The organism is Patulibacter americanus DSM 16676 (genome assembly GCF_000420025.1).
Taxonomy (GTDB): Bacteria; Actinomycetota; Thermoleophilia; order Solirubrobacterales; family Solirubrobacteraceae; genus Patulibacter; species Patulibacter americanus.
This window is the reverse complement of the sequence record NZ_ATUD01000006.1, coordinates 86,770-105,870: the sequence shown is the minus strand read 5'-3', so window position 1 is coordinate 105,870 and position 19,101 is coordinate 86,770. Positions and strand designations below refer to the sequence as shown.

General features: G+C 75.1%; 15 protein-coding genes. 3 read left to right on the top strand and 12 right to left on the bottom strand.

All coding sequences use genetic code 11. The annotated features are described in order from the left end of the window. Nucleotides 1-22: 22 nt before the first annotated feature. Both F593_RS0111500 and F593_RS24550 read right to left on the bottom strand, forming a co-directional pair. Nucleotides 23-1,417, bottom strand: a complete 1,395-nt coding sequence (locus tag F593_RS0111500) for a nucleotide sugar dehydrogenase (protein WP_022928901.1) — start codon at nucleotides 1,415-1,417, stop codon at nucleotides 23-25. Further along, complete coding sequence (locus F593_RS24550) at nucleotides 1,414-2,583, bottom strand: Gfo/Idh/MocA family protein (protein ID WP_022928900.1); 1,170 nt, start codon at nucleotides 2,581-2,583, stop codon at nucleotides 1,414-1,416. The genes F593_RS0111500 and F593_RS24550 overlap by 4 nt, the downstream gene beginning before the upstream one ends. A 41-nt stretch (nucleotides 2,584-2,624) precedes the next feature. Here F593_RS24550 and F593_RS0111490 point away from each other — a divergent pair, with 41 nt between their 5' ends. Next, a complete protein-coding gene (locus tag F593_RS0111490) occupies nucleotides 2,625-3,509 on the top strand; it encodes an N-acetyltransferase (protein WP_022928899.1) in 885 nt (294 codons plus the stop codon). Nucleotides 3,510-3,591: 82 nt separating this feature from the next. Here F593_RS0111490 and F593_RS0111485 read toward each other — a convergent pair whose 3' ends face one another. From F593_RS0111485 to dnaB, 3 genes are read right to left on the bottom strand one after another with little or no spacing between them, the layout of a single operon-like run. After that, nucleotides 3,592-4,905 carry an adenylosuccinate synthase gene (locus F593_RS0111485; protein WP_022928898.1) on the bottom strand — a complete coding sequence of 438 codons (1,314 nt, stop codon included), beginning with the start codon at nucleotides 4,903-4,905 and terminating at the stop codon, nucleotides 3,592-3,594. Nucleotides 4,906-4,959: 54 nt separating this feature from the next. Continuing rightward, nucleotides 4,960-6,006: an ATP-binding protein gene (locus F593_RS28245; protein WP_022928897.1), complete on the bottom strand. Its 1,047-nt coding sequence runs from the start codon at nucleotides 6,004-6,006 to the stop codon at nucleotides 4,960-4,962. Nucleotides 6,007-6,009: 3 nt separating this feature from the next. Next, nucleotides 6,010-7,602: a replicative DNA helicase gene (gene dnaB / locus F593_RS24540; protein ID WP_022928896.1), complete on the bottom strand. Its 1,593-nt coding sequence runs from the start codon at nucleotides 7,600-7,602 to the stop codon at nucleotides 6,010-6,012. Nucleotides 7,603-7,728: 126 nt separating this feature from the next. Here dnaB and F593_RS0111470 point away from each other — a divergent pair, with 126 nt between their 5' ends. Then, the gene (locus F593_RS0111470) at nucleotides 7,729-9,063 is read left to right on the top strand and encodes a hypothetical protein (RefSeq protein ID WP_022928895.1); all 1,335 of its coding nucleotides are present in this window, start codon (nucleotides 7,729-7,731) and stop codon (nucleotides 9,061-9,063) included. Between the two features lie 173 nt (nucleotides 9,064-9,236). Here the strand turns inward: F593_RS0111470 and rplI are convergent, their stop codons facing one another. From rplI to F593_RS0111430, 7 genes are all read right to left on the bottom strand, one after another. Then, nucleotides 9,237-9,689: a 50S ribosomal protein L9 gene (gene rplI, locus F593_RS0111465; protein WP_022928894.1), complete on the bottom strand. Its 453-nt coding sequence runs from the start codon at nucleotides 9,687-9,689 to the stop codon at nucleotides 9,237-9,239. A gap of 243 nt (nucleotides 9,690-9,932) precedes the next feature. Beyond that, nucleotides 9,933-10,550 (bottom strand): single-stranded DNA-binding protein, encoded by a 618-nt coding sequence (locus tag F593_RS24535; protein ID WP_022928893.1) that lies wholly within the window; start codon nucleotides 10,548-10,550, stop codon nucleotides 9,933-9,935. A 269-nt stretch (nucleotides 10,551-10,819) separates the two neighbouring features. Then, nucleotides 10,820-11,200 carry a 30S ribosomal protein S6 gene (rpsF, locus tag F593_RS28240; protein WP_022928892.1) on the bottom strand — a complete coding sequence of 127 codons (381 nt, stop codon included), beginning with the start codon at nucleotides 11,198-11,200 and terminating at the stop codon, nucleotides 10,820-10,822. Nucleotides 11,201-12,151: 951 nt separating this feature from the next. Beyond that, a complete protein-coding gene (locus F593_RS0111445; RefSeq protein WP_022928890.1) occupies nucleotides 12,152-13,630 on the bottom strand; it encodes an alpha,alpha-trehalose-phosphate synthase (UDP-forming) in 1,479 nt (492 codons plus the stop codon). An 83-nt stretch (nucleotides 13,631-13,713) separates the two neighbouring features. Then, the gene (locus F593_RS24525) at nucleotides 13,714-14,919 is read right to left on the bottom strand and encodes a S1C family serine protease (RefSeq protein WP_022928889.1); all 1,206 of its coding nucleotides are present in this window, start codon (nucleotides 14,917-14,919) and stop codon (nucleotides 13,714-13,716) included. Continuing rightward, nucleotides 14,916-16,319, bottom strand: coding sequence for a sensor histidine kinase (locus tag F593_RS0111435; protein WP_022928888.1), 1,404 nt, complete (start codon nucleotides 16,317-16,319; stop codon nucleotides 14,916-14,918). Before F593_RS0111435 ends, F593_RS24525 begins: the two co-directional genes overlap by 4 nt. 4 nt (nucleotides 16,320-16,323) lie before the next feature. Continuing rightward, complete coding sequence (locus F593_RS0111430; protein WP_022928887.1) at nucleotides 16,324-17,034, bottom strand: response regulator transcription factor; 711 nt, start codon at nucleotides 17,032-17,034, stop codon at nucleotides 16,324-16,326. Between the two features lie 104 nt (nucleotides 17,035-17,138). On the opposite strand from F593_RS0111430, the gene F593_RS0111425 reads away from it, so the two are divergent. Further along, nucleotides 17,139-19,094, top strand: coding sequence for a M28 family peptidase (locus F593_RS0111425; protein ID WP_022928886.1), 1,956 nt, complete (start codon nucleotides 17,139-17,141; stop codon nucleotides 19,092-19,094). Nucleotides 19,095-19,101 lie beyond the last annotated feature (7 nt).

The window sequence follows — 19,101 nt, the reverse complement described above, 5'->3', positions numbered from 1 at the left end:
GGCGCTGCGGGGGGCCCAGCGCCTAGCCCCGGCGGACGCCGTCGCGGCCGATGCGGCGGATCCGCACGCCCTCGGCCCGCCAGGAATCCACGTCGAGCAGGTCGCGGCCGTCGATCACCGCGTCGACGCCCGGCAGGTCGGCGGGCGTGAGGTCGCGGTAGTCCGTGTGGTCGGCCTGGACGATCGCGGCGTCGATCGGGCCGCCGTCCCACGGGTCCAACCCCAGGTCGCCGAGCTCGGTGTCCGTGAACAGCGGGTCCTGGACGACGGGCGTGGCGCCGGCGTCGTGCAGCGCGTCACGCAGCCCGAAGACGCCGGAGAAGGCGGTCTCCTTCACGTCGCCCCGGTAGGCGGCGCCGAGGATCAGCACGCGCCGGCCCTTGAGCGCGCCGCCGACGAGGTCCGCGAGCAGCCCGACCGCGTAGGCCGGCATGGACTCGTTCACGACGCGGGCGGCGGCCGGGAGCGTCGCGCCCGGGTCGCCCTCGAGGTAGAACCGCGGGTAGACCGGGATGCAGTGCCCGCCCACGGCGACGCCGGGGCGGTGGATGTGGCTGAACGGCTGCGAGTTGGCGGCGGCGATCACGCCGTCGACGTCCACGCCGATGCGGTCGGCGTGCTGCGCCAGCTCGTTCGCGAACGCGATGTTCAGGTCGCGGTAGGTCGTCTCGGCGAGCTTCGTCAGCTCCGCGGCCTCGGCACCGCCGAGCTCGCGCACCTCGACCGCGTCGGACGCGGGGCGACGCGGGGCGGGCACGCCGTCGACGGGCGGGTCGGCGGCGTCCTCCTCGCCGTTGAGCAGCCGCCGGTAGCGCTCCGCCGTGCGGGCCTCGCCCAGGGCGTCGAGCCCGCCGACGAGCTTCGGATACGTCTCGAGGTCGCGGAAGATCCGGCCGGAGTAGACGCGCTCGGGGCTGTGGGCGGCGTGGAAGTCGACGCCCTCCGTGAGGCCGCTGGCCTCCTGGAGCAGGCGGGCGACCCGTCCGCGCGTGCTGCCGACGGGCAGCGTCGTCTCGACCACCACGCTGGGCGGCGTCCCCTCGGGCCCGGCCGTCGTGCCGCGCTCCTCCCGGGACCGGCGCAGGCCCTCGCCGACGGCCTTCAGGGCCCCGTCGACGGCGGTCCACACGGGCTTCGCGTCGGCGTCGACGACGAGCGGCGGCACGAGCAGGATCAGGTCCGCGCCCTCGGCCACGGCGCCCGTGGTGTCGGTCGTCGGGCGCAGCAGGCCGGAGGGGACGACGCTGCGCAGCGTCTCCGCCAGCCCGGTCTCGCCCGGGAACGGCTCGTGGGCCGCGGTGACCTGGCGCACGACGCCCTCGTCGATGTCGCAGCCGATCACCTCGTGGCCCTTCAGGGCCGCGAACGCGGCGAGGGGCAGCCCGATCTTGCCGAGCGCGACGACGACCACCTTCATGCGACGTCCTCCGTCCGGGTTGCGGCCGGCAGGGCATCGGCCCCGCGCCGCGCGTGTCCGTCAGGGCCGGCGAAGGGGTCCCCGCCCACCCCCGGCGCGAGCAGCGACTCCGCGTGGGTGGAGCGCAGCGGCAGCACCCGCACCGTCTCCTGCGCGGCGGCGGAGCGGAGCACCGCGTCGGCCAGGTCGACCGCCGCGAGGCCCTCCTCGAGGGTGACGGCGGCGGGGTCCTCGTCGCCGCGGACGAGCGCGCAGAAGCCCTCGAGCTCGACGAGCAGCGGCTCGCGGCGCGCCAGCGCGTAGCGGGTGACGTCGCCCTCCGAGACGCCGCGCAGCGTGCGCGCGGCCTCCCACTCGCTCGAGACCTCGCCGTTGGCGTAGAAGGTCAGGTCGGCGGTCAGCGTGTCGGCCACCAGCATCCCCCGCTCCCCGAGCACCCGGGTCTGGCGGACCTTCGTGGGCGACAGCCAGTCGACCATGGTGGTGAACGTCGTGCCGTTCTCGAGCCGGCCGACGACGTTGACGAGGTCCTCGTGCGTGCGGTTCATGCGGTGCTGCGTCTGCGCGGAGAGCGTGGTGACGCCCGCGCCGCCGAGCCAGCCGACGAGGTCGAGGTCGTGCGTCGCCAGGTCCTTGACCACGCCGACGTCGCGGATGCGCGCCGGGAACGGACCGAGCCGCTCCGTCGCGATGTGGAACACCTGGCCGAGCTGGCCCCCGAGCACGCGGCGGCGCAGCTCGCGCAGCGCGGGGTTGCAGCGCTCGACGTGGCCGACGGCGCCGTGGACGCCGGCGGCGCGGACCGCGTCGATGAGCTCGCGGGCGCGCTCGGGCGACTCCGCCAGCGGCTTCTCCACCAGCACGTGGACGCCGGCGTCGGCGAGCTCGAGCACCGCCGCGACGTGCTCCTCGGTGGGCACGGCGACGATCGCGATCTCGGGCCGCCGCTCCGGGTCCGCGAGGAGCGCGTGGACCGTCGGGAAGACGAGCGCGGGGTCGCCCACCGCGCCGTGGCGGTCGCCGCCCGGGTCGACGGCCCCGGCGAAGGACACGACGGGGGCGGTCTGGAGCAGCCGGGCGTGGTGGCGGCCCATCATCCCCAGGCCGACCACGGCGGCCCTGAGCGGCCGGAGGGACGTGGCGTCGGATGGCACGGCGTCGTTCACCCCACGGAGCCTAGCCGTCGCCGCCGCGTACGCTCTGGCGCATGTCCCGACGCCCGCCCCGCGCCACGATGCACCCGTCGGCCCAGGCCGATCCCGAGGCCTCCGCGGGCGCCGGGGCGATGATCGGCGCCGAGGCCCGCGTCGAGGCCCGCGCCCGCATCGCCCCCTACGCGGTCATCGACGCGCGCTGCGTCATCGGCGAGGACGCCATCGTCGGCCCCCACGCCGTGCTGCACCACGACGTGACGCTCGGCCCGGGCGCCCAGATCGGGGCCCACGCCGTCGTCCACCCCGGCACCACGCTCGGCGCGGGCGTCGTCGTCGGCGACCACGCGGTGCTCGGCAAGCCGCCGCGTCTGCGCGCCGGCTCGGCCGCCGCCTCGGGCGACCCGCTGCCCGGCCTCGTGGTCGAGGAGGGCGCCGCGATCGGCGCCCACGCCGTGCTCGCCCGCGGCGCCACGATCGGCGCGGGTGCGATCGTCGGCGACCAGACCTTCGTGCGCGAGCGCTCCGCCGTCGGCCCCGGCACCGTCGTCGGCCGCGGCAGCACGGTGGACTGCGACGTCACGGTCGGGGCGCGGGTGAGCATCCAGACCGACGTCTACGTCACCGCCCGCAGCGTGGTGGAGGACGACGTCTTCCTCGGCCCCGGCGTCCTGACGACGAACGACGACCGCATGGGGCGGCCGCTCCTCCTCGAGGACGGAAGCCCCGATCCGGCGGGCATTCCGCTGGCCGGTGCCACGATCCGCCGCGGCTCGCGGATCGGCGGCCGCGCGACGCTCGTCCCCGGCGTCACCGTCGGCCCCGACGCGTTCGTGGCCGCGGGCGCCGTCGTCACGAAGGACGTCCCCGAGGGCCGTCGCGTCATGGGCGTCCCGGCGCGCGACGCGGGGCCGGTGCCCGACGCCGACCGCCTGCGCTGAACGGCGCGCCCCCGGACGGCCCGGCGGCCGCCCCGGTGCGGCGAGACGGGACCCGCCGCCACCCCGGCGGCGCCCCCGCGGCTCAGACGGTGAGCTTGCCGCTGGCCGACGCGCGGCCCTTCTCGGTCCAGATGATCTCGTCGTTGCCCGGGCCCACGCCGATCATGCCGATCGGCACGCCGCTCTTCTCCTCGATGTAGTCGAGGTAGTCGCGGGCGGCCTGCGGAAGGTCCTCGAGCGTGCGGCAGGACGAGATGTCCTCCTGCCAGCCGGGGAGCTCGTCGTACACCGGGGTCACGTGGTGCAGCACGCTCTGGTGGTACGGGAACCGCTCGAGCAGTGCGTCGTCCTGCGTGCGGTAGTGCGTGGCGACCTTGATGGTCTCCTGGCCCGACAGCACGTCGAGCTTGGTGATGCAGAGCTGGTCGAGCGTGCAGAGGCGCGCGGCGTACTTCAGCGCGACGAGGTCGAGCCAGCCGATGCGGCGGTCGCGCCCGGTGGTGGTGCCGCGCTCGCCGCCCTTCTCGCGCAGGTCGTCGGCGAGCTGGCCGTCGAGCTCCGTCGGGAACGGGCCGGCGCCGACGCGCGTGCAGTACGCCTTGACGACGCCCCAGATCTCGTCGAGGTCCTTCGGGCCCGCGCCGGAGCCGACGGCCGCCGCGCCCGCGACGGGGTTGGACGAGGTGACGAAGGGATAGGTGCCGTGGTCGATGTCGAGCAGCGCGGCCTGCGCGCCCTCGAAGAGCACGTTGCCGCCGTCGTCCAGCGCGTCCCACAGGAGCGCGGCCGTGTCGGTGATGTGCCGCTCGAGCCGGTGACCGAAGGCGAGGTACTTCTCCGTCATCGCCTGGAGGTCGAGCTCCGGGTCGCGCTCCCACGGGCGCAGCGAGCGGGTCTTGGGCTCCATCGCGGCGACGATCTTCTTCTTCAGGATCGCCTCGTCGAGGAGGTCCTGGATGCGGATGCCCAGGCGCAGCGCCTTGTCGGCGTAGCAGGGGCCGATGCCGCGCTTCGTGGTGCCGATCTGGTTCTTGCCCAGCCGCGTCTCGCCCGCCACGTCGAGGAACTTGTGGTACGGCATGATCACGTGCGCATTCGGGCTGATGCGCAGCCCGGAGGAGTCGACGCCCTGCGTGCCCAGCTGCGCGAGCTCGCCCAGCAGCACCTCGGGGTCGACGACGACGCCGTTGCCGATCACGCACGTCGTGCCCGGGTAGAGGATCCCGGACGGCACGAGGTGGAAGGCGTACTTCACGTCGCCGTGCACGATCGTGTGGCCGGCGTTGTTGCCGCCCTGGAAGCGGACGACCACGTCCGAGCGCTCCGCGAGGAGGTCGACGAGCTTGCCCTTCCCCTCGTCGCCCCATTGGGCGCCAACGATCACGATGCCTGGCATGACCGGGAGAGGGTACCCGGCCGGGCCCCTCACCCACCGGGCCCCTCCGTGCGCCTAGGGCCGGCGGCGGCCGTCGGACTCGCCGTGGACCCGCCGCTCGGGGCGCCGCAGGTCGCGCGGGTCCGCCCCGAACGTGGCGGGGGCCGACGGCCCGGTCGCCCCCTGCTGGGCGTTCCACGGGGGGAGCTCGCCGGCGTCGTCGCCACCCGGCCGGTGGTCGGACGCGGGGGCCGGCTCCTGGCCGACCGGCCGTCCGTCCCACGCAGGAGCGGCATGCGCGCCGGTGCCGGCGCCGCCGTCCCACGCGGGCCCGGCGTCGCGGGGGTCGAAGGGCGGCGGCGGGCCGAGCAGGCTCGCCGGATCCACGCCGGGCGCGAAGCGCGGCGCGACGGGCTGGTGGTGCGCCGGCCCGGCAGGACGATCGGCGCCGGGCGTCGGCTGCCGGTGGTCCACGCCGTCGACGAGCACCGTCTCGCACATGCCGACGAGGCGCGAGACGGCGCGCTCGCCGATCTGGGCCTCCATCTGCATCGGGTCGAGGTTCGTCGTCAGGACGATCGCCCGGCGCTCCTGCCAGCGCTCGTTGATGATCGTGTAGAGCTGCTCGAGCACCCACGGGTTCGTGCGCTCCGTGCCGACGTCGTCCAGCACGAGCAGCGTCACCTCGGTGAGCTGGTCGAGCAGGTCGAGGGTGGTGGTGCCCTCGCCGTCGTACGTGCGACGGATCTCGGACAGCAGCCGCGGGACGGAGTAGACCGCGACGGCCTGGCCGCGCTCGATCGCGTAGCGGGCGACGAGCATCGCCAGCCACGTCTTGCCCGTGCCGATGGAGCCCGAGATCCACAGGCCGTCCCCGGCCGCGAGGCGCTCGTCGAGCGTGTCGACGTAGCGGCGCACCCGGGCGACGGCGTCGCGCGGCATGCCGCTGACGTTCGAGTGCTCGAAGGACGCGTCCTGGTACTCCCGGGGAATGCGGGCGCGCAGGCTGCCCGCGACGCGCGCGGCGCGCTGCTCGGGCATGCAGCGGCACTGGGTCGCGGTGCGCGTGCGCTCGTCGACGGTCCAGCCGGAGCCGTCGCAGACGCCGTAGGGGCAGCGCACGGGCTAGGTCCTCGGCAGCGGCGGGCCACCACCGGGCAGAGGAGGTCCGCCGCCGACGCCGACGGGCGGGCCGCCGGGGGCCGGCGCGGACATCGGGGGACCGGAGAAGTTGCCCGGCGGGCCACCCATGCCCGCGGACGGCTGCGCCATCGTGAGGAACCGCGGGAACTCGCCCTGGAACAGCAGGCGGATCGTGTCCGTCCGGCCCGAGCGGTTCTTGGCGATGATCAGCTCGGCGACGCCGGGCTCCGCGGTCTCCTTGTTGTAGTAGTCGTCGCGGTAGAGGAACATCACGAGGTCGGCGTCCTGCTCGATGTTCCCCGACTCACGCAGGTCGGAGAGCAGGGGCCGCTTGTCCGGCCGCGCGTCGACGCCACGCGAGAGCTGCGAGAGCGCGATGACCGGGCAGGACAGCTCCTGCGCCAGGATCTTCAGCCCTCGCGACATCTCACCGATCTGCTGCACGCGGTTCTCGGCCCGGCCGTCCGCCCGCATGAGCTGCAGGTAGTCGACGATCACCAGCGAGACGCCGTGCGGGTGGCTCGCGTGGAGCCTGCGGGCCTTCGCGCGGATCTCCATGATCCCGATGTCGGAGCTGTCGTCGATGTACAGCGGCGCCTGGGCGAGCCGGTCGGCGACCTCGAGGACGTCGGGCCAGCGGTCGCCGATGCGGCCCTTGCGGACATCGTCGCCCTTGATCGCGGCCTGCGAGGCGAGCACGCGCTGGAGCAGCTCGCGCTCGGGCATCTCGAGCGAGAACAGGGCGACGGCGCCCTTGTTCTGCAGCGCCACGTTCTCGGCGAGGTTCGTGACGAACGCCGACTTGCCCATGGCGGGACGCGCGGCGAGCACGACCATCGCCCCCGGCTGCAGGCCGGCCGTCTCCTTGTCCAGGTCGCGGAAGCCCGTCTCGAGGCCCGTGATGTCGCGCCCCTCCTTCTCGAGCTCCTCGAGCCGCTTGACCTCGTCGTCGATGAAGGACGAGACGGAGCGCAGGCCCTTGTTGTCCTCGTCCTCCGACACGTCGAAGACCAGGCCCTGGGCCTGCTCGACGATCAGCGCGGGGTCGTTGTCGCCCTTGAGGACGGCGCCCTGGATCTCGTAGGTCGCCTGCAGCAGCCGGCGGAGCTTGCCCAGGCCCTGGACGATCTGCGCGTGCCGCGGGAGCGCGGCGACCTCGGTGACGGCCGCCGTGAGCTGCCAGACGGCCTCGCGGCCCCCGGCCTCGTCGAGCGTGCCGGACCGCCGCAGCTGCTCGACGACCGTGATCGAGTCGATCGGGTGGTTCTCGGCGTAGAGCTGCCGGATCGCCTCGTACGTGACCTGGTGCTGCGGGGCGTAGAAGTCCTCGCCCTTCAGGCCGTCCTCGACCGTCAGGCCGTAGCGGGCTTGCTCGGAGAGCATCATCGCGCCGAGGACGGCCTGCTCCGCGTGCAGGTCGTGCGGCGGGACGTGGGCGGGGCCGATCGGGGCGGACATGTCGCCGTCGTCGTAGCCCAGGTCCCCGTCGCCGTGGCCGTAGTGCGACGAGTCGTCGCCCGCGCCGTAGGAGGCGTCGTCGAACGGCGGGATGTCGTGGTCGTCTTGAGAGGCCATGTGGCGAGGGACGACGCTAGCAGCGGGGCTCGGCCGCCCGGGCGGCGTCGTGCGCTCCGAGCGGGTTCTTCGCGTCCGCTCCCGGAGGATCCGGACGCTCAGGCGTCACGACCTAAGATAGCTCGCGTGCGTGCGCGTCCCGAGGTTCCGCCGTCCCGGCCGGAAGGATCCGCGCTGCGTGACCCGGCGCTCTGGATCGGCGCGGCCGTCGCCGTCCTGTTCTCCGTGGGCCAGACCCTGCTGCGGGGCGATGCGCTCTGGGGGCAGAGCGACGGCGTCTACACCCTGACGGCGCAGCTCCTGCTCCACGGGGACGACCTCTACGGCCGGCTCGTGGGGGCGCAGCCGCCGATCACCCTCTACGCCGGTGTGCCGGCGCTCGCCGTCTCGAGCACGCTCGACGCGGTCCACACCTGGATGGGCCTCCTGCAGGTCGCCGGCGGCGTCTGTGCCGGGATCGCCGCGCGCCGCCTGACCGGCTCCTCCGTCGCGACGGCGCTGGCGCCGGTCCTCGCGGTGACGCTGCCGTGGGCCGTCAACCAGCACGGGGTGTACCTGCCCGAGCTCGTCGGCCTGCCGTTCCTCCTCGGCGGCGCGGTCGCCGCGGCGCGGGGCCGCACCGCGCCGGTGGCGGGCGTGCTGCTGGCGCTCGCGGTGTTCGTCAAGTTCCCCTTCGCCCTGCCCGCCTTGCTCGTGGCCCTCGTGGCCGCGGACCGGGGCCGCACGCTCCGCTGGCTGGTCGGCGCGGTGGCCGCCCAGGCCGTCGTCTACACGGCCCTCTTCGGCGTCGCCATGTGGGAGCAGACGGTGCTCGCGCAGGGCCAGAGCGGCCTGCACGCCTGGGGCGCGCTGCCGGGGACGATCGTGCAGTCCGGGTGGACGCTGCTCGGCGTCGGGCTCGGCGCGGTGGCGCTGCTCGCGCGGCCGGCGGCGTGGCCGGCGGACCGGGCGCAGCTGCGCACGAGCGTCGCCCTGGCCGTCGGCGCCGCGGGCACCTGGGTGACGTCGGTCAAGGTCGGGACGAGCCTCTACGTGCTCGTCCCCCTCGAGGCGGCACTGATCCCGCTCGCCCTCGCCGGTGTGGTCTCCGTGTGGCGCGGCGACGCGTGGACCGTGCCGCCGTGGCTGCGCCGCGGGGCGATCGGTCTCGTCGCGGCCCTGGTGGTGGCCCAGTCGCTCGCGGTGCTGCTGCCCCCGCACAACCGGTTCCCGTGGACCCGCCCCGGGACGGCCCCCGCGTACGGCCAGCTCCTGAGCCACGAGGCCGTGCAGGCGACGGTCGCGCAGCTGCGCGCCTGTCCCGCCGACGCGCCCTCGGGCCGCCTGGCGTACTTCGCGTTCCTGGCGGACCGGCGGATGCCGGACGACCAGCCCGACGACTTCCTGCCGACGAAGTCCCCGCGCCTGGCGGACGTGCTGGCGCGGATGCGGGCCGACGCCCCGGTCTGCCCGGCGCCCTGACGGGGCGGGGCGCCCGGGCCGCAGGCGGCAGCGCGCCGCGCACGTCGGCCAGCCCGCGGGATGCGCGGCTCGCTGGGGGGCCGCGCCGGTGTCCCGGAACGACGACGGCGCCGGGGGGACCGGCGCCGTCGAGGGTGCTGCGGGTCCGGCGCGCGGGGCGCCGGGGGAGCGGTCTAGCGCTCCGTGACCACCATGGTCTTGACGTTCGCGATGACGCCCTCGGTGAGCTCGACGTCGACGACGAACGTGCCGGTGGAGCGGATCGGCTCGGCCAGGCGGACGTTGCGCTTGTCGACGTCGATGCCGCGCGCCTCCTTGATGGCGTCGGCGATGTCCTGGTTCGTGACGGAGCCGAAGAGGCGCCCGTCCTCACCCGTCTGGTGCTGGATGGTCAGCACCGTGTTCGTCAGCGTGTCGGCCTGCTCGCGGGCCAGGCCGACGGCCTCGGCGCGCTGGCGCGAGTGCGCGGCGGCGACGCGCTGGGCGTCCTCGAGGAGGGCCTTGGTGGCCGGCGCGGCGAGCTTGCGGGGCAGCAGGTAGTTGCGGAGGTACCCCTTGGAGACCTCGACCACGGCGCCCTTGGAGCCGAGCTGCGGAACGTCGGCGAGAAGGATTGCTTCAGGCATGCGGATCAGATTCGATTCTGTCGTGCCGGGCGTGGCACGGCGCCACGCCCCTCAGCAGGACAGGAAAGGATGCCACGTCCCCGCAGGCCGGGGCGGCGCGGTGGTGGACATCGGTGCGGGTGCTCCTGAGGTGCACGGGGGCCGAGCAGGTCGGTGCGGGCGGAGCGAGAGCTGTACGCGAGTACTGCCGCGCGAAGCGCGTGCCGAGATGCGACGCGCCCCCGTGCGCCTCAGGGGTACCCGCTAGAAGGGGATGTCGTCGTCAGCCGGCGCCGGCGTCGGCGTCGGCGCGCCCTGCGGGGGCTGATTGCCCCAGCTGTCGCCGCCGCCCTGCTGGCCGCCGCCCTGGTTCGGGGGCGGGCTGCTCGGGCCGCCGAAGTCGCCCTGGTCGACGGGGTAGGCCGTGCCGGGGCCGTTGAACCCGCCGCCACCGCCGCCCTGCTGGCCGCCGCCACCGTTGCCGCCCCAGTCGTCGCCTCCGCCGCCCTGCTGGCCGCCGTAGCCGCCACCCTGGCCGCCACCGCCGCCGCCTTCGCGGCCGCCGATGAACTGGACCTCCTGCGCGACGATCTCGATCGCCTCGCGCTTGTTGCCGTCGCGGTCCTGGTACTCGCGCCACCGCAGGCGGCCGTCCACGGCGACCTGGCGACCCTTCGTCAGGAACTTCGCCGCGTTGTCGGCCGAGTTGCCGAAGATCGTGACGTTGAAGAAGTTCGGGGCGTCCGACCACTGGCCGGAGGCGTCCTTGCGGCGCTCGTTGACGGCGACGCGGAGGGAGCAGACCGACCCGCCCGACGGCAGGCCGCGCAGCTCGGGGTCGCGGGTCAGGTTCCCGACGATCGTGACGCGGTTGATGGGCATGCGGTTCTCTTTCTCGGGGTGTACGTCGGCCGAACGTAGCGGCCGTGCTGGGCACGCACGGCCCCGGACGCTGTCTCGGCACGGGATCGGCGCCGCCATGGCGCAGACCGGCGGCGTGCCGCGGGAGACGCAGCATTCCACGCGCGGAAGACGGACGCGGGGGCGCGCCCCCGAAGGTGCCGTATTGCGGCCAGAACGCGAACGAGCCGCCCGGTGGGCGGCTCGCGTGCGCTGCGCCGGCGGTCGCCGGCGCGGGAAGGAGGGGAGGCTCAGCTCGCCTCGGCGGCGGCCACGGCGGCCCCGGCGGCGGCGGCCTGCTCGTCGATCTCGCGGAGGTCCGGGAGGTCGACGGGGTTGCGCTCAAGCTTGATGATGCGGTGGCGCATCACCGTGTCGTTGATCTTGAGCTGGCGGTCGATCTCGTTGAGGAGCGTCGCCGGGCCCTGGAAGCGGAACACGCGGTACTCGGCGGTCGCCTCGTCGTTGATGGGGTACGCCAGCTGGCGAACGCCCCACTCACGCGCCTCGAGGAGAGTGCCGTCGTCCTGGATCAGCTTGTCGACATCAGCGCCGACCTTCTGCCGCGTCTGCTCGTCGGCAGTCGCGTGGAGGAGGAGGACGAGGTCGTAAGAAGGAGCGGGAGCGGCCATAAGAAAGTTGCGCTTGTGAAGCGACGGTCGACAGTAGCAGAGGGCCCGTGCAGCGGGTCGTCCGACCGATGTGCAGGTCGGGCGACGGTGCCGGGCCGGGTCGCGGGGGGGCGAACGGCGCCCCCGCGGCGGGTCCCCACAGCATGCCGCACCAGGCCCCCTCTCCGTCGAGCGTCCTCCGCCGGGTCCGGTGGGGCAACGTCGGCACGCTCGCCGCCGTGCTCGTCGCCGTCGTCCTCGTGGCGGCCGGACCGCGCCTCGGCGGCGCCCCGCCCGCGGTGCCCGACGGGTCGGTGCAGGCCGTGTCTCCGGACGGATCCGCAGCGCGCGCGGCGCCGGCGGATCCCGGCACGCGGGACGGTGCCGAGGACGGCGCCGCCGGTGGGGTCGACCCCACCGCGGAGGACGCGACCGCGGGGGTGACGACCGGGGCCGATCGCTCCCCCGTGACCGACGACGTCGACGCCGCGGGACGAGCCGCCCAGCAGAAGGCCCGAGCCGCCGGGCGGAAGGCGCGGGACACGCGAGCCGCCGCGCGGAAGGCGCGAGTCGCCGAGGCACGGCGGGCTCGGGCCCGGTCCGCCCGCCGCCGTGAGGCCCGAGCCCGCGAGCGCCGTGCCCCGCGCCGCCGCACCGTCCGGCGCAGGACCCCGGAGGCGGCTCCGACGTCGTCCCGCCCGGCCGGCCGCCCCGCGCCGACCGTGCGGCCGACGCCCGCCCCCGCTCCGGCTCCGGCTCCCGTGCCTGCTCCCGCGCCGCGGCCGGCCCCGGCCGCCGCGGCCACGCCCGGCGGCGGGAGTCCCGCCCCCGCCCCTCGCCGGCCGAGCGGTGGGGGCGGCAGCGCCGCTGCCGAGTTCGGCCCGTGAGGCGCGGCCCCCGCGGGCGGGCCTCGGCGAGGCCACGCCCGGGACCACTGCGCCCGGGGAGGCCACGCCCCCGGAGGGGCGCCCGCTAGACCTCGTCGTGCGCCGCGGCGCCCGCGGCCTTGCGGCGGATGTCGGCGAGCTGGTCGTCGATCCAGTCGCCCGGGTTGCGGCGGGTCACGATCTCGCGCAGGCCGTCCGCGCGGCGCTTGCGCTCCGTGCCGCTCATCGTGAGGGCGCGGTGGATCATGTTCGCCAGCTCCTGCACGTCGAACGGGTTGACCGTGAGCGCGAACTCGCCGAGCTCCTCGTGGGCGCCCGTGTTCTCGGAGAGGATGGAGACGCCGTCGCGCTCGTTGACGATCGGCCCCTCCTTCGCCACCAGGTTCATGCCGTCGAACATCGCGTTGACGATGTGGACGTCGTAGTGGCGGTAGGAGGCCATGGCCTCCTCCAGGTCGTCGCGCAGCTTGAGCTGGATCGGCATCCAGTCCGGCGTGCCGTGGCGGTGGTTGACGACCGCGACGAGGGCCTCGATCCGCTCGAGGTACTCGCGGTACTCCGGGACGTCGGTCCGGGACGGCATGAGCTGCGCCACGAACGTGACGCGCTCGTTGAACTCGGGGTGCTGCTCCAGGAAGAGGTCGAACGCGGAGAAGCCGCGGAGAACGTTCTTCGACAGGTCCGCGCGGTCGACGCGCAGAATCATGAAGTCGCGGCGGCGGCGCAGCAGCTCGTCCTCGAACTGGCGCACGCGGACGCGGCGCGAGACGGTGCGCGTGGCGGCGGCGTCGATCGGCAGCGGGTAGGCGCGGACCCAGACCTCGCGGTCGTCGATGCGCACGACGCCCTGCTTGTGGTCGACCTCGAGCTCGAGCAGGTCCTCGCAGCACTGCAGGAAGTTCCGGCGGTAGCTGCGGGTGTGGAACCCGATGATGTCGTTGGCGAGGATGCCGCGGAAGATCTCGTTGCGGATCCGGCCCGGCAGCACGCGCCAGGAGTCCGACTGCGACCACGGGATGTGGACGAAGTGGTGCAGGAAGACGTCGGGCCGCCGCTTGCGGATCATCTCCGGCAGCAGGTACAGGTGGTAGTCGTGGATCATCACGACGGGGTCCTCGATCCCGTCGATCTCCTCCGCCACCGCGTGGGACAGGTCCTCGTTGACCAGCTTGTAGCCGTAGTCGTACGCCTCGACCTCGTGGGTGCGGATGTCCGGCGCGTTGGACAGGTCCCACAGGTTGTGCTGGATGAACCACAGCATCGGGTTGGAGATGATCGAGTAGAAGCCCTCGTAGGCCCGCTCGTCCGACACCACCAGCCGCACGTCGTAGTCGCCGCCGACGGGCGATTGGACGGTGAAGGCCTTGCCCTCGGCCTTCCGCGCCCGGTCGGCGTCGCCGCGGCCCATGGCGTTGGCGATCCACGTGACCTCGCGGTGGGTCGCCAGGCCGGTCAGCGCGGTGACGAGCCCGCCCGTCCCGCGGTTGATCGTGCCGTCCTGGTCGTAGGTGACCGGACCGCGGTTGCTGACGAGGACGAGCGGCTTCTGCGGGGGATCCGGCATCTCACCCGGCACAGTACCGGCGGCCCCCGGGGTCCTGGTAGCCAGGGCGTGTCCGAAGGCCCGGTCGGGTGGCCGGCCGGGGCTCAGTCGCGCGGCGCGGTGGTCGGGCGACGGCCGAGCTTCGTGCGGACGTCGCGCTTCTTCCCGTCCCGGACGACGCGGACGGTGACGGTCTGCCCGGGGCGGAACCGCTGGGCGACCTCGGCCAGGTCGGTCGAGCTGCGGACGGGCTGGTCGTCGATGCCGACGATCACGTCGCCCCCGGTCCGGTACGTGCCGACCTGGAACGGCCGGTCCGTCCGGCTCGTCGGACCGCGCAGGCCGGCCGCGTCGGCGGGCCCGTCCTCCGGCACGAGCTGGATCCACGCGCCCGTGTTCGTGCCGAGATCGAACTTCTTCGCGAGCTGCGGGTAGACCTCGACGGTCGAGACGCCCAGGTACGGGTAGGACGCGGAGCCGACCTTGCGGATCTGGTCGACGGCGCGGCGCACCGTGTCGGAGGAGACCGCGAAGCCGACGCCGGAGCCGTCGCCCGTCGACGTCTCGATCTGCGAGTTGATGCCGAGCACGCGGCCGCGGGCGTCGAGCAGCGGGCCGCCCGAGTTGCCGCGGTTGATCGCGGCGTCGGTCTGGATCGCGTCGACGGTGTCGAAGCCCGAGAGCGACTGGATCGACCGGTCGAGCGCGGAGACGACGCCGATGGAGACGGACTGCTCCTCGCCGAAGGGCGAGCCGATCGCCATCACGGGGTCGCCGACCTTCGCGTCCGTCGGGCCGGCGAACCGCAGCGGCACGAGGTCGAGGTCCTCCGGCTTCACCTGCAGCAGCGCGACGTCGTTGAAGCGGTCGGTGCCCAGGATCTTCGCCTCGACCTGGTTGCGGTCGGCGAAGCGGATGAAGACCTGCTTCGCGGGCTGCGGGTTGCTGCGGGAGCCCGAGGTCACCACGTGGGCGTTCGTCACGATCTCGCCGCGGTCGGAGATGACGAATCCCGAGCCCAGGCCGCCGCTCTCCTGGCCGCCGGACGAGCCGCGCGCCAGCACCGTGACCACGCCGTTGCCGAGGCGGTCGTAGACCTGGCGCGCGTCGATGGCGACGCCGCGGCCGCTCGTGGCCTGCCCGTCGTCCGTCGGCAGGTCCTCCACCGTCGCGACGGAGCCGGTGCCGGTGCCGGCGGCCGTCCGGGTGGTCGCCGTGGGCGCCTCGTCGTCGCCGCCGCAGGCCGCGAGCGCGAGGGGTGATGCGCTCAGCAGCGCGAGGGCCGCGAGGCGGGCGGGGAGGCGGGTCATGCGGGGAGCTCCAGGGTGAACGTGGTCGTACCGGGCCGTGCATCGACCGTGAGCGACCCGCGCATCCGGTGCGCGAGCTCGCGGGCGATCGCCAGTCCCAGTCCCGCCCCGGACCCGTCGCCGGTGCCGTGGAAGGGCTCGAACAGGTGTGGCAGCTCCTCGGGGGCGATGCCCGGCCCGTGGTCGGTGACCGCGATCCGTGCGGCTCCCCCGCTGCGGGCCACGCGGATCTCCACCGCGTCGTCCGAGTTGGAGTGCTTCAGCGCATTGTCCACCAGGACGCGCACGATCTGCGCCACCCGGTCGGGGTCGCACCACTGCTGGACGGACGAGCCGACGAGCCGCACCCGCAGCGCCCGGCCCTGGCGCTCGACGACGGGGCGGAACTCCGCCGCCACGCGCTGCGCCAGCTCCTGCAGGTCGGTGTCCTCCGGCCGTAGCTCGACGCCGCCGGCCTCGAGGCGCGAGAGGTCGAGCAGGTCGAACGTCAGCCGCGTGAGCCGCTCGACCTGGACGGCGAGCTGCTCCAGGAACTGCTCCCGCTCCTCCTCGTCGAGCTCCTCGTCGCGCAGCAGCTCGACGAACCCCGAGAGGGATTGCAGCGGGGTGCGCAGCTCGTGCGAGGCGGTCGCGATGAACCGCTTGCGGCTCGAGTCCAGCTCGCGGAGCTGGCGCTGCATCGTGTCGAGGGAGCGGGCGAGCGAGCCCAGCTCGTCCTCCCGGGCGTCGACCTCGAACCGGGTGGCGAAGCGGCCCGCGGCGACGTCGCGCGAGCCCTGCTCCAGCCGACGCAGGCGCGTGGAGAGGCCGACGGCGAAGACCGTGCCGGTGATCGCGGCCACGAGGATCCCGAGCAGCCCGCCGAGCACGACCCGGCGGCGGACGAGGCTGACAGTGCGCGCCACGTCGTCCAGCCGCTCCTCCACCACGACCACGCCCCGCCGGCCCGCCGCGGCCCCCGTGCGCGGCACGGGGACGGCGACGACTGCGCGCAGGTCGCTCCCGTCACCCTCCGTCGCCCGCGTCGTGCGGCGGGCGGAGCGCGCCAGGTCGGCCAGACGCCGGGCGTCGGCGCCGAGCTCGGGGGGCGCCATGCCGCTGTCGGTCACCGGGCGTCGCGGCGCCAGCGCGCCGCCGCGTCGGGCGTCGGGCACCAGCAGGGTGGCCGCCGCGCCGGTGCGGGCGGCCACCGCGGCGACCAGGCCGCGGTCGCCCCGCGCGTCAGCCGCGTCGACCGCGGCGCCCGTGTCGCGGGCCAGCGCCCCGAGCCGCCCCTGCGCGAGCGACGACTCCAGCGTGGGCACGACCTCGAGCGCGATCGCGACGATGGACACGAGCGTCACGGCGACGAACGCGGCGACGAGCCGGCGCCGGAGGGACCACCGCAGCCGGCCCCGCATCGGGTCAGTCGTCCGCGTCGCGGAAGCGGTAGCCCAGGCCGCGCACGGTGATCACGTACTCCGGGTTCTTCGGGTCCCGCTCGATCTTCTCCCGCAGGTGCAGCACGTGCACGTCGACCGTGCGGCGCTCGCGGTAGGCCGAGCCGCCCCAGGCGCGCTCGAGCAGCATGTCGCGGGTGAAGACCCGGCCGGGCGCGTAGGCCAGGGTCGTCAGCAGCTCGAACTCGAGGTTCGTCAGCTCGACCTCGTCACCGCCCACGGTGACGCGCCGGCGGTCGGGGTCGATGACGATCTCGCCGATCTGGACCGGCGGGGTCTCAGCCGTCACGGCGGCCGGCATCGCGGCGCGGCGGAGCGCGGCCTTCACGCGGCTGCGGAGCTCGCGGACCGAGAACGGCTTCGTGACGTAGTCGTCGGCCCCGGCCTCGAGCCCGGTGACGCGGTCCCCCTCCTCGCCGCGGGCGGAGAGCATGATGATCGGGACCGTCGAGCGCCCGCGGAGCTGGCGGCAGATCTCGAAGCCGTCGACGCCGGGCAGCATCACGTCGAGCAGCACGAGGTCGGGCTTCGTGCGGTCGAACTGCTCGAGCGCCTCGGCGCCGTCGGCGGCCGTCACGACCTCGTGGCCGTCGCGGCGCAACGGGAAGGCGAGGAGCGTCCGGATCGACTCCTCGTCGTCGACGACGAGGATGCGGGCGGAGGCGGCGGCGGTCATGGTCGGTGGGTACCCCGGGGGGTGATTCCGGCGACGGTGCGTCGCCCCGGCGGGGACCGGAGCATCCACAGGGTAGTCCGCCGGTACGCTGGCGGTCCTTGCCCATGCGGATCGGCATCGGTGTGCTGCTGCTGGCGGCACTGGTCGCGGCGTTCTCGCTGCGCGGGCTCCCGACCCCGCTGCAGGCCGACCTGCCGGCCGAGGCCTTCGACGGGGTGGCCGCCACGACGATGGCGCGCGCCATCGCCCGGGACTTCCCGGAGCGCACCGCCGGCTCGCCGGGGGACGCGTCCGCCGCGGTGGCCGTCGCCGCCGAGCTGCGCCGCGCGCTCCCGACCGCGGCGGTCACCACGGACGAGTTCGAGGCCGACACCCCGGACGGCCGCCGCACGCTGCGCAACGTCACGGCGGTGCTCCCCGGGCAGCCCGGACCCGAGCTGCTCGTGATCGCCCACCGCGACGCGATCGGGCGCGGCAGTGCGGCCGAGGCGAGCGCGACCGCGGGCCTCGTGGGCCTCGCACGGGCCACCGGGCAGAGCCGGTTCCGGCACACCGTCCGCTTCGTCTCGACGGACGGCGCCTCGGGCGGCGGCCTGTCCGGGGCCACCCGCCTGGCGCGGACGCTGCGGGCCCCGGTCGCGGCGGCGATCGTCCTCGGCGACCTCTCCGGCGGGCCGGACCGGCAGCCCATGGTGGTCCCGTGGTCCAACGCCACGCGCGCCGCGCCGCTGCGCCTGACGCGTACGGTCGAGGAGGCGCTGCGCGCGGAGGGCCTGCGCCCCCGCGACTCCGAGGGCGTGTGGAAGCAGCTCGTGCGGCGCGGGCTGCCCGCGTCGGTCGGCGAGCAGGCCGAGCTGAACCAGGGCGGGATCCCGGCCGTGCTGCTCGGTGCGGGCGGCGCCACCCCGCCGGCCGCCGACGCCGTCGTCGACCCGGGCCGCCTGCGGGCCTTCGGGCGCAGCGCGCTGCGCAGCCTGCTGGCCGTGGACGAGGTCGGGCGGAGCGTCGGGCCGCAGCAGACCGGGCTCGTCGTGGCCGGGCAGGAGGTGCCCTCCTGGGCGCTGCGGGTCCTGCTGCTGACGCTGCTCGTGCCCCTGGCCGTGGGCGCGCTCGTGCTCGGCCTCGCGGTGCACCGCGAGGGGGTCCACCTCGTCGCCGGCGCCACGTGGGCGGTGGGGTGCGCCGCGGGCCCGCTGATCGCGGGGCTGATCGCGGTGGGCGCCGGGCGGGTGGGCCTGGCCTGGCCGGCGCTGCCGGCCCCGTTCGCCGGCGAAGCCGTGCGCACCGGGTTCGGCGCCGCCGTGCTCGTCGTGGTCCTGCTGGCCATCCTCGCGGGCACGACCGCCGCCGCCCGCCCCTACCTGACCCGCGAGGCGACGGGGCACCACCGGCCGACACGGCCCGCCGTGGCGTTCGGCGTCTTCCTCATCGTGCTCCTGCCCGTCCTGGTGCTCGTGGTGATCAACCCGCTCGCCGCCGTGCTGCTCCTGCCCGCCCTCGTGGCGTGGCCCGCGTCGGTGGCGCCCCTGCCCGGGGTGCAGCCGCTGCACCGCGTGGGCCTGGGGCTGCTCGGCGCGGCGCTGCCCTTCGCGGCGCTCGTGACCGTGGCCTCCACGCTCGACGTCACCCTGGTCCAGATGCCGTGGTGGCTCGTGCTGCTGGTCGCCGGCGGCCACATCGCGCCGCTGAACCTGCTGCTCACGAGCCTGATCGCCGGTGCGGCCATCGCCACGGCGCTGGCCCTCGTGCCCCCGCTGCCCAACCCGTTCGCGGGCCGGCGTCCGTGGCCCCGGCGGCGCGGCGCGGCGGACGAGGCGACGCCGCCCGACGACGGCCCGAAGGGCGGGCCGGCCGATCCGGACGACGACGGGGCCGACCGGGACGACGGGTTCGACGACCGGGACGACCTGTTCGACGACGGGGACGACCTACTCGGCGACCTGCCCGCCCCGGCGCCCCCGCTGCGCGAACGACGCCGCCGCGAGCGCACGGCGCCGCCCCGGCCGCGACGCGGCCCGGACGGCGCGCGGCCGCGGCCGGCGACCGACCGCACGCGCTGACGGCCGC

Coding starts and splice junctions, on each gene's coding strand:
- F593_RS0111500 (WP_022928901.1), bottom strand. CDS start 1,417: ATGAAGGTGGTCGTCGTCGCGCTCGGCAAGATCGGGCTGCCCCTCGCC.
- F593_RS24535 (WP_022928893.1), bottom strand. CDS start 10,550: ATGCCCATCAACCGCGTCACGATCGTCGGGAACCTGACCCGCGACCCC.
- rplI (WP_022928894.1), bottom strand. CDS start 9,689: ATGCCTGAAGCAATCCTTCTCGCCGACGTTCCGCAGCTCGGCTCCAAG.
- F593_RS0111435 (WP_022928888.1), bottom strand. CDS start 16,319: ATGCGGGGCCGGCTGCGGTGGTCCCTCCGGCGCCGGCTCGTCGCCGCG.
- F593_RS0111490 (WP_022928899.1), top strand. CDS start 2,625: ATGTCCCGACGCCCGCCCCGCGCCACGATGCACCCGTCGGCCCAGGCC.
- rpsF (WP_022928892.1), bottom strand. CDS start 11,200: ATGGCCGCTCCCGCTCCTTCTTACGACCTCGTCCTCCTCCTCCACGCG.
- F593_RS0111485 (WP_022928898.1), bottom strand. CDS start 4,905: ATGCCAGGCATCGTGATCGTTGGCGCCCAATGGGGCGACGAGGGGAAG.
- F593_RS0111425 (WP_022928886.1), top strand. CDS start 17,139: ATGCGGATCGGCATCGGTGTGCTGCTGCTGGCGGCACTGGTCGCGGCG.
- F593_RS24525 (WP_022928889.1), bottom strand. CDS start 14,919: ATGACCCGCCTCCCCGCCCGCCTCGCGGCCCTCGCGCTGCTGAGCGCA.
- F593_RS0111430 (WP_022928887.1), bottom strand. CDS start 17,034: ATGACCGCCGCCGCCTCCGCCCGCATCCTCGTCGTCGACGACGAGGAG.
- dnaB (WP_022928896.1), bottom strand. CDS start 7,602: ATGGCCTCTCAAGACGACCACGACATCCCGCCGTTCGACGACGCCTCC.
- F593_RS0111445 (WP_022928890.1), bottom strand. CDS start 13,630: ATGCCGGATCCCCCGCAGAAGCCGCTCGTCCTCGTCAGCAACCGCGGT.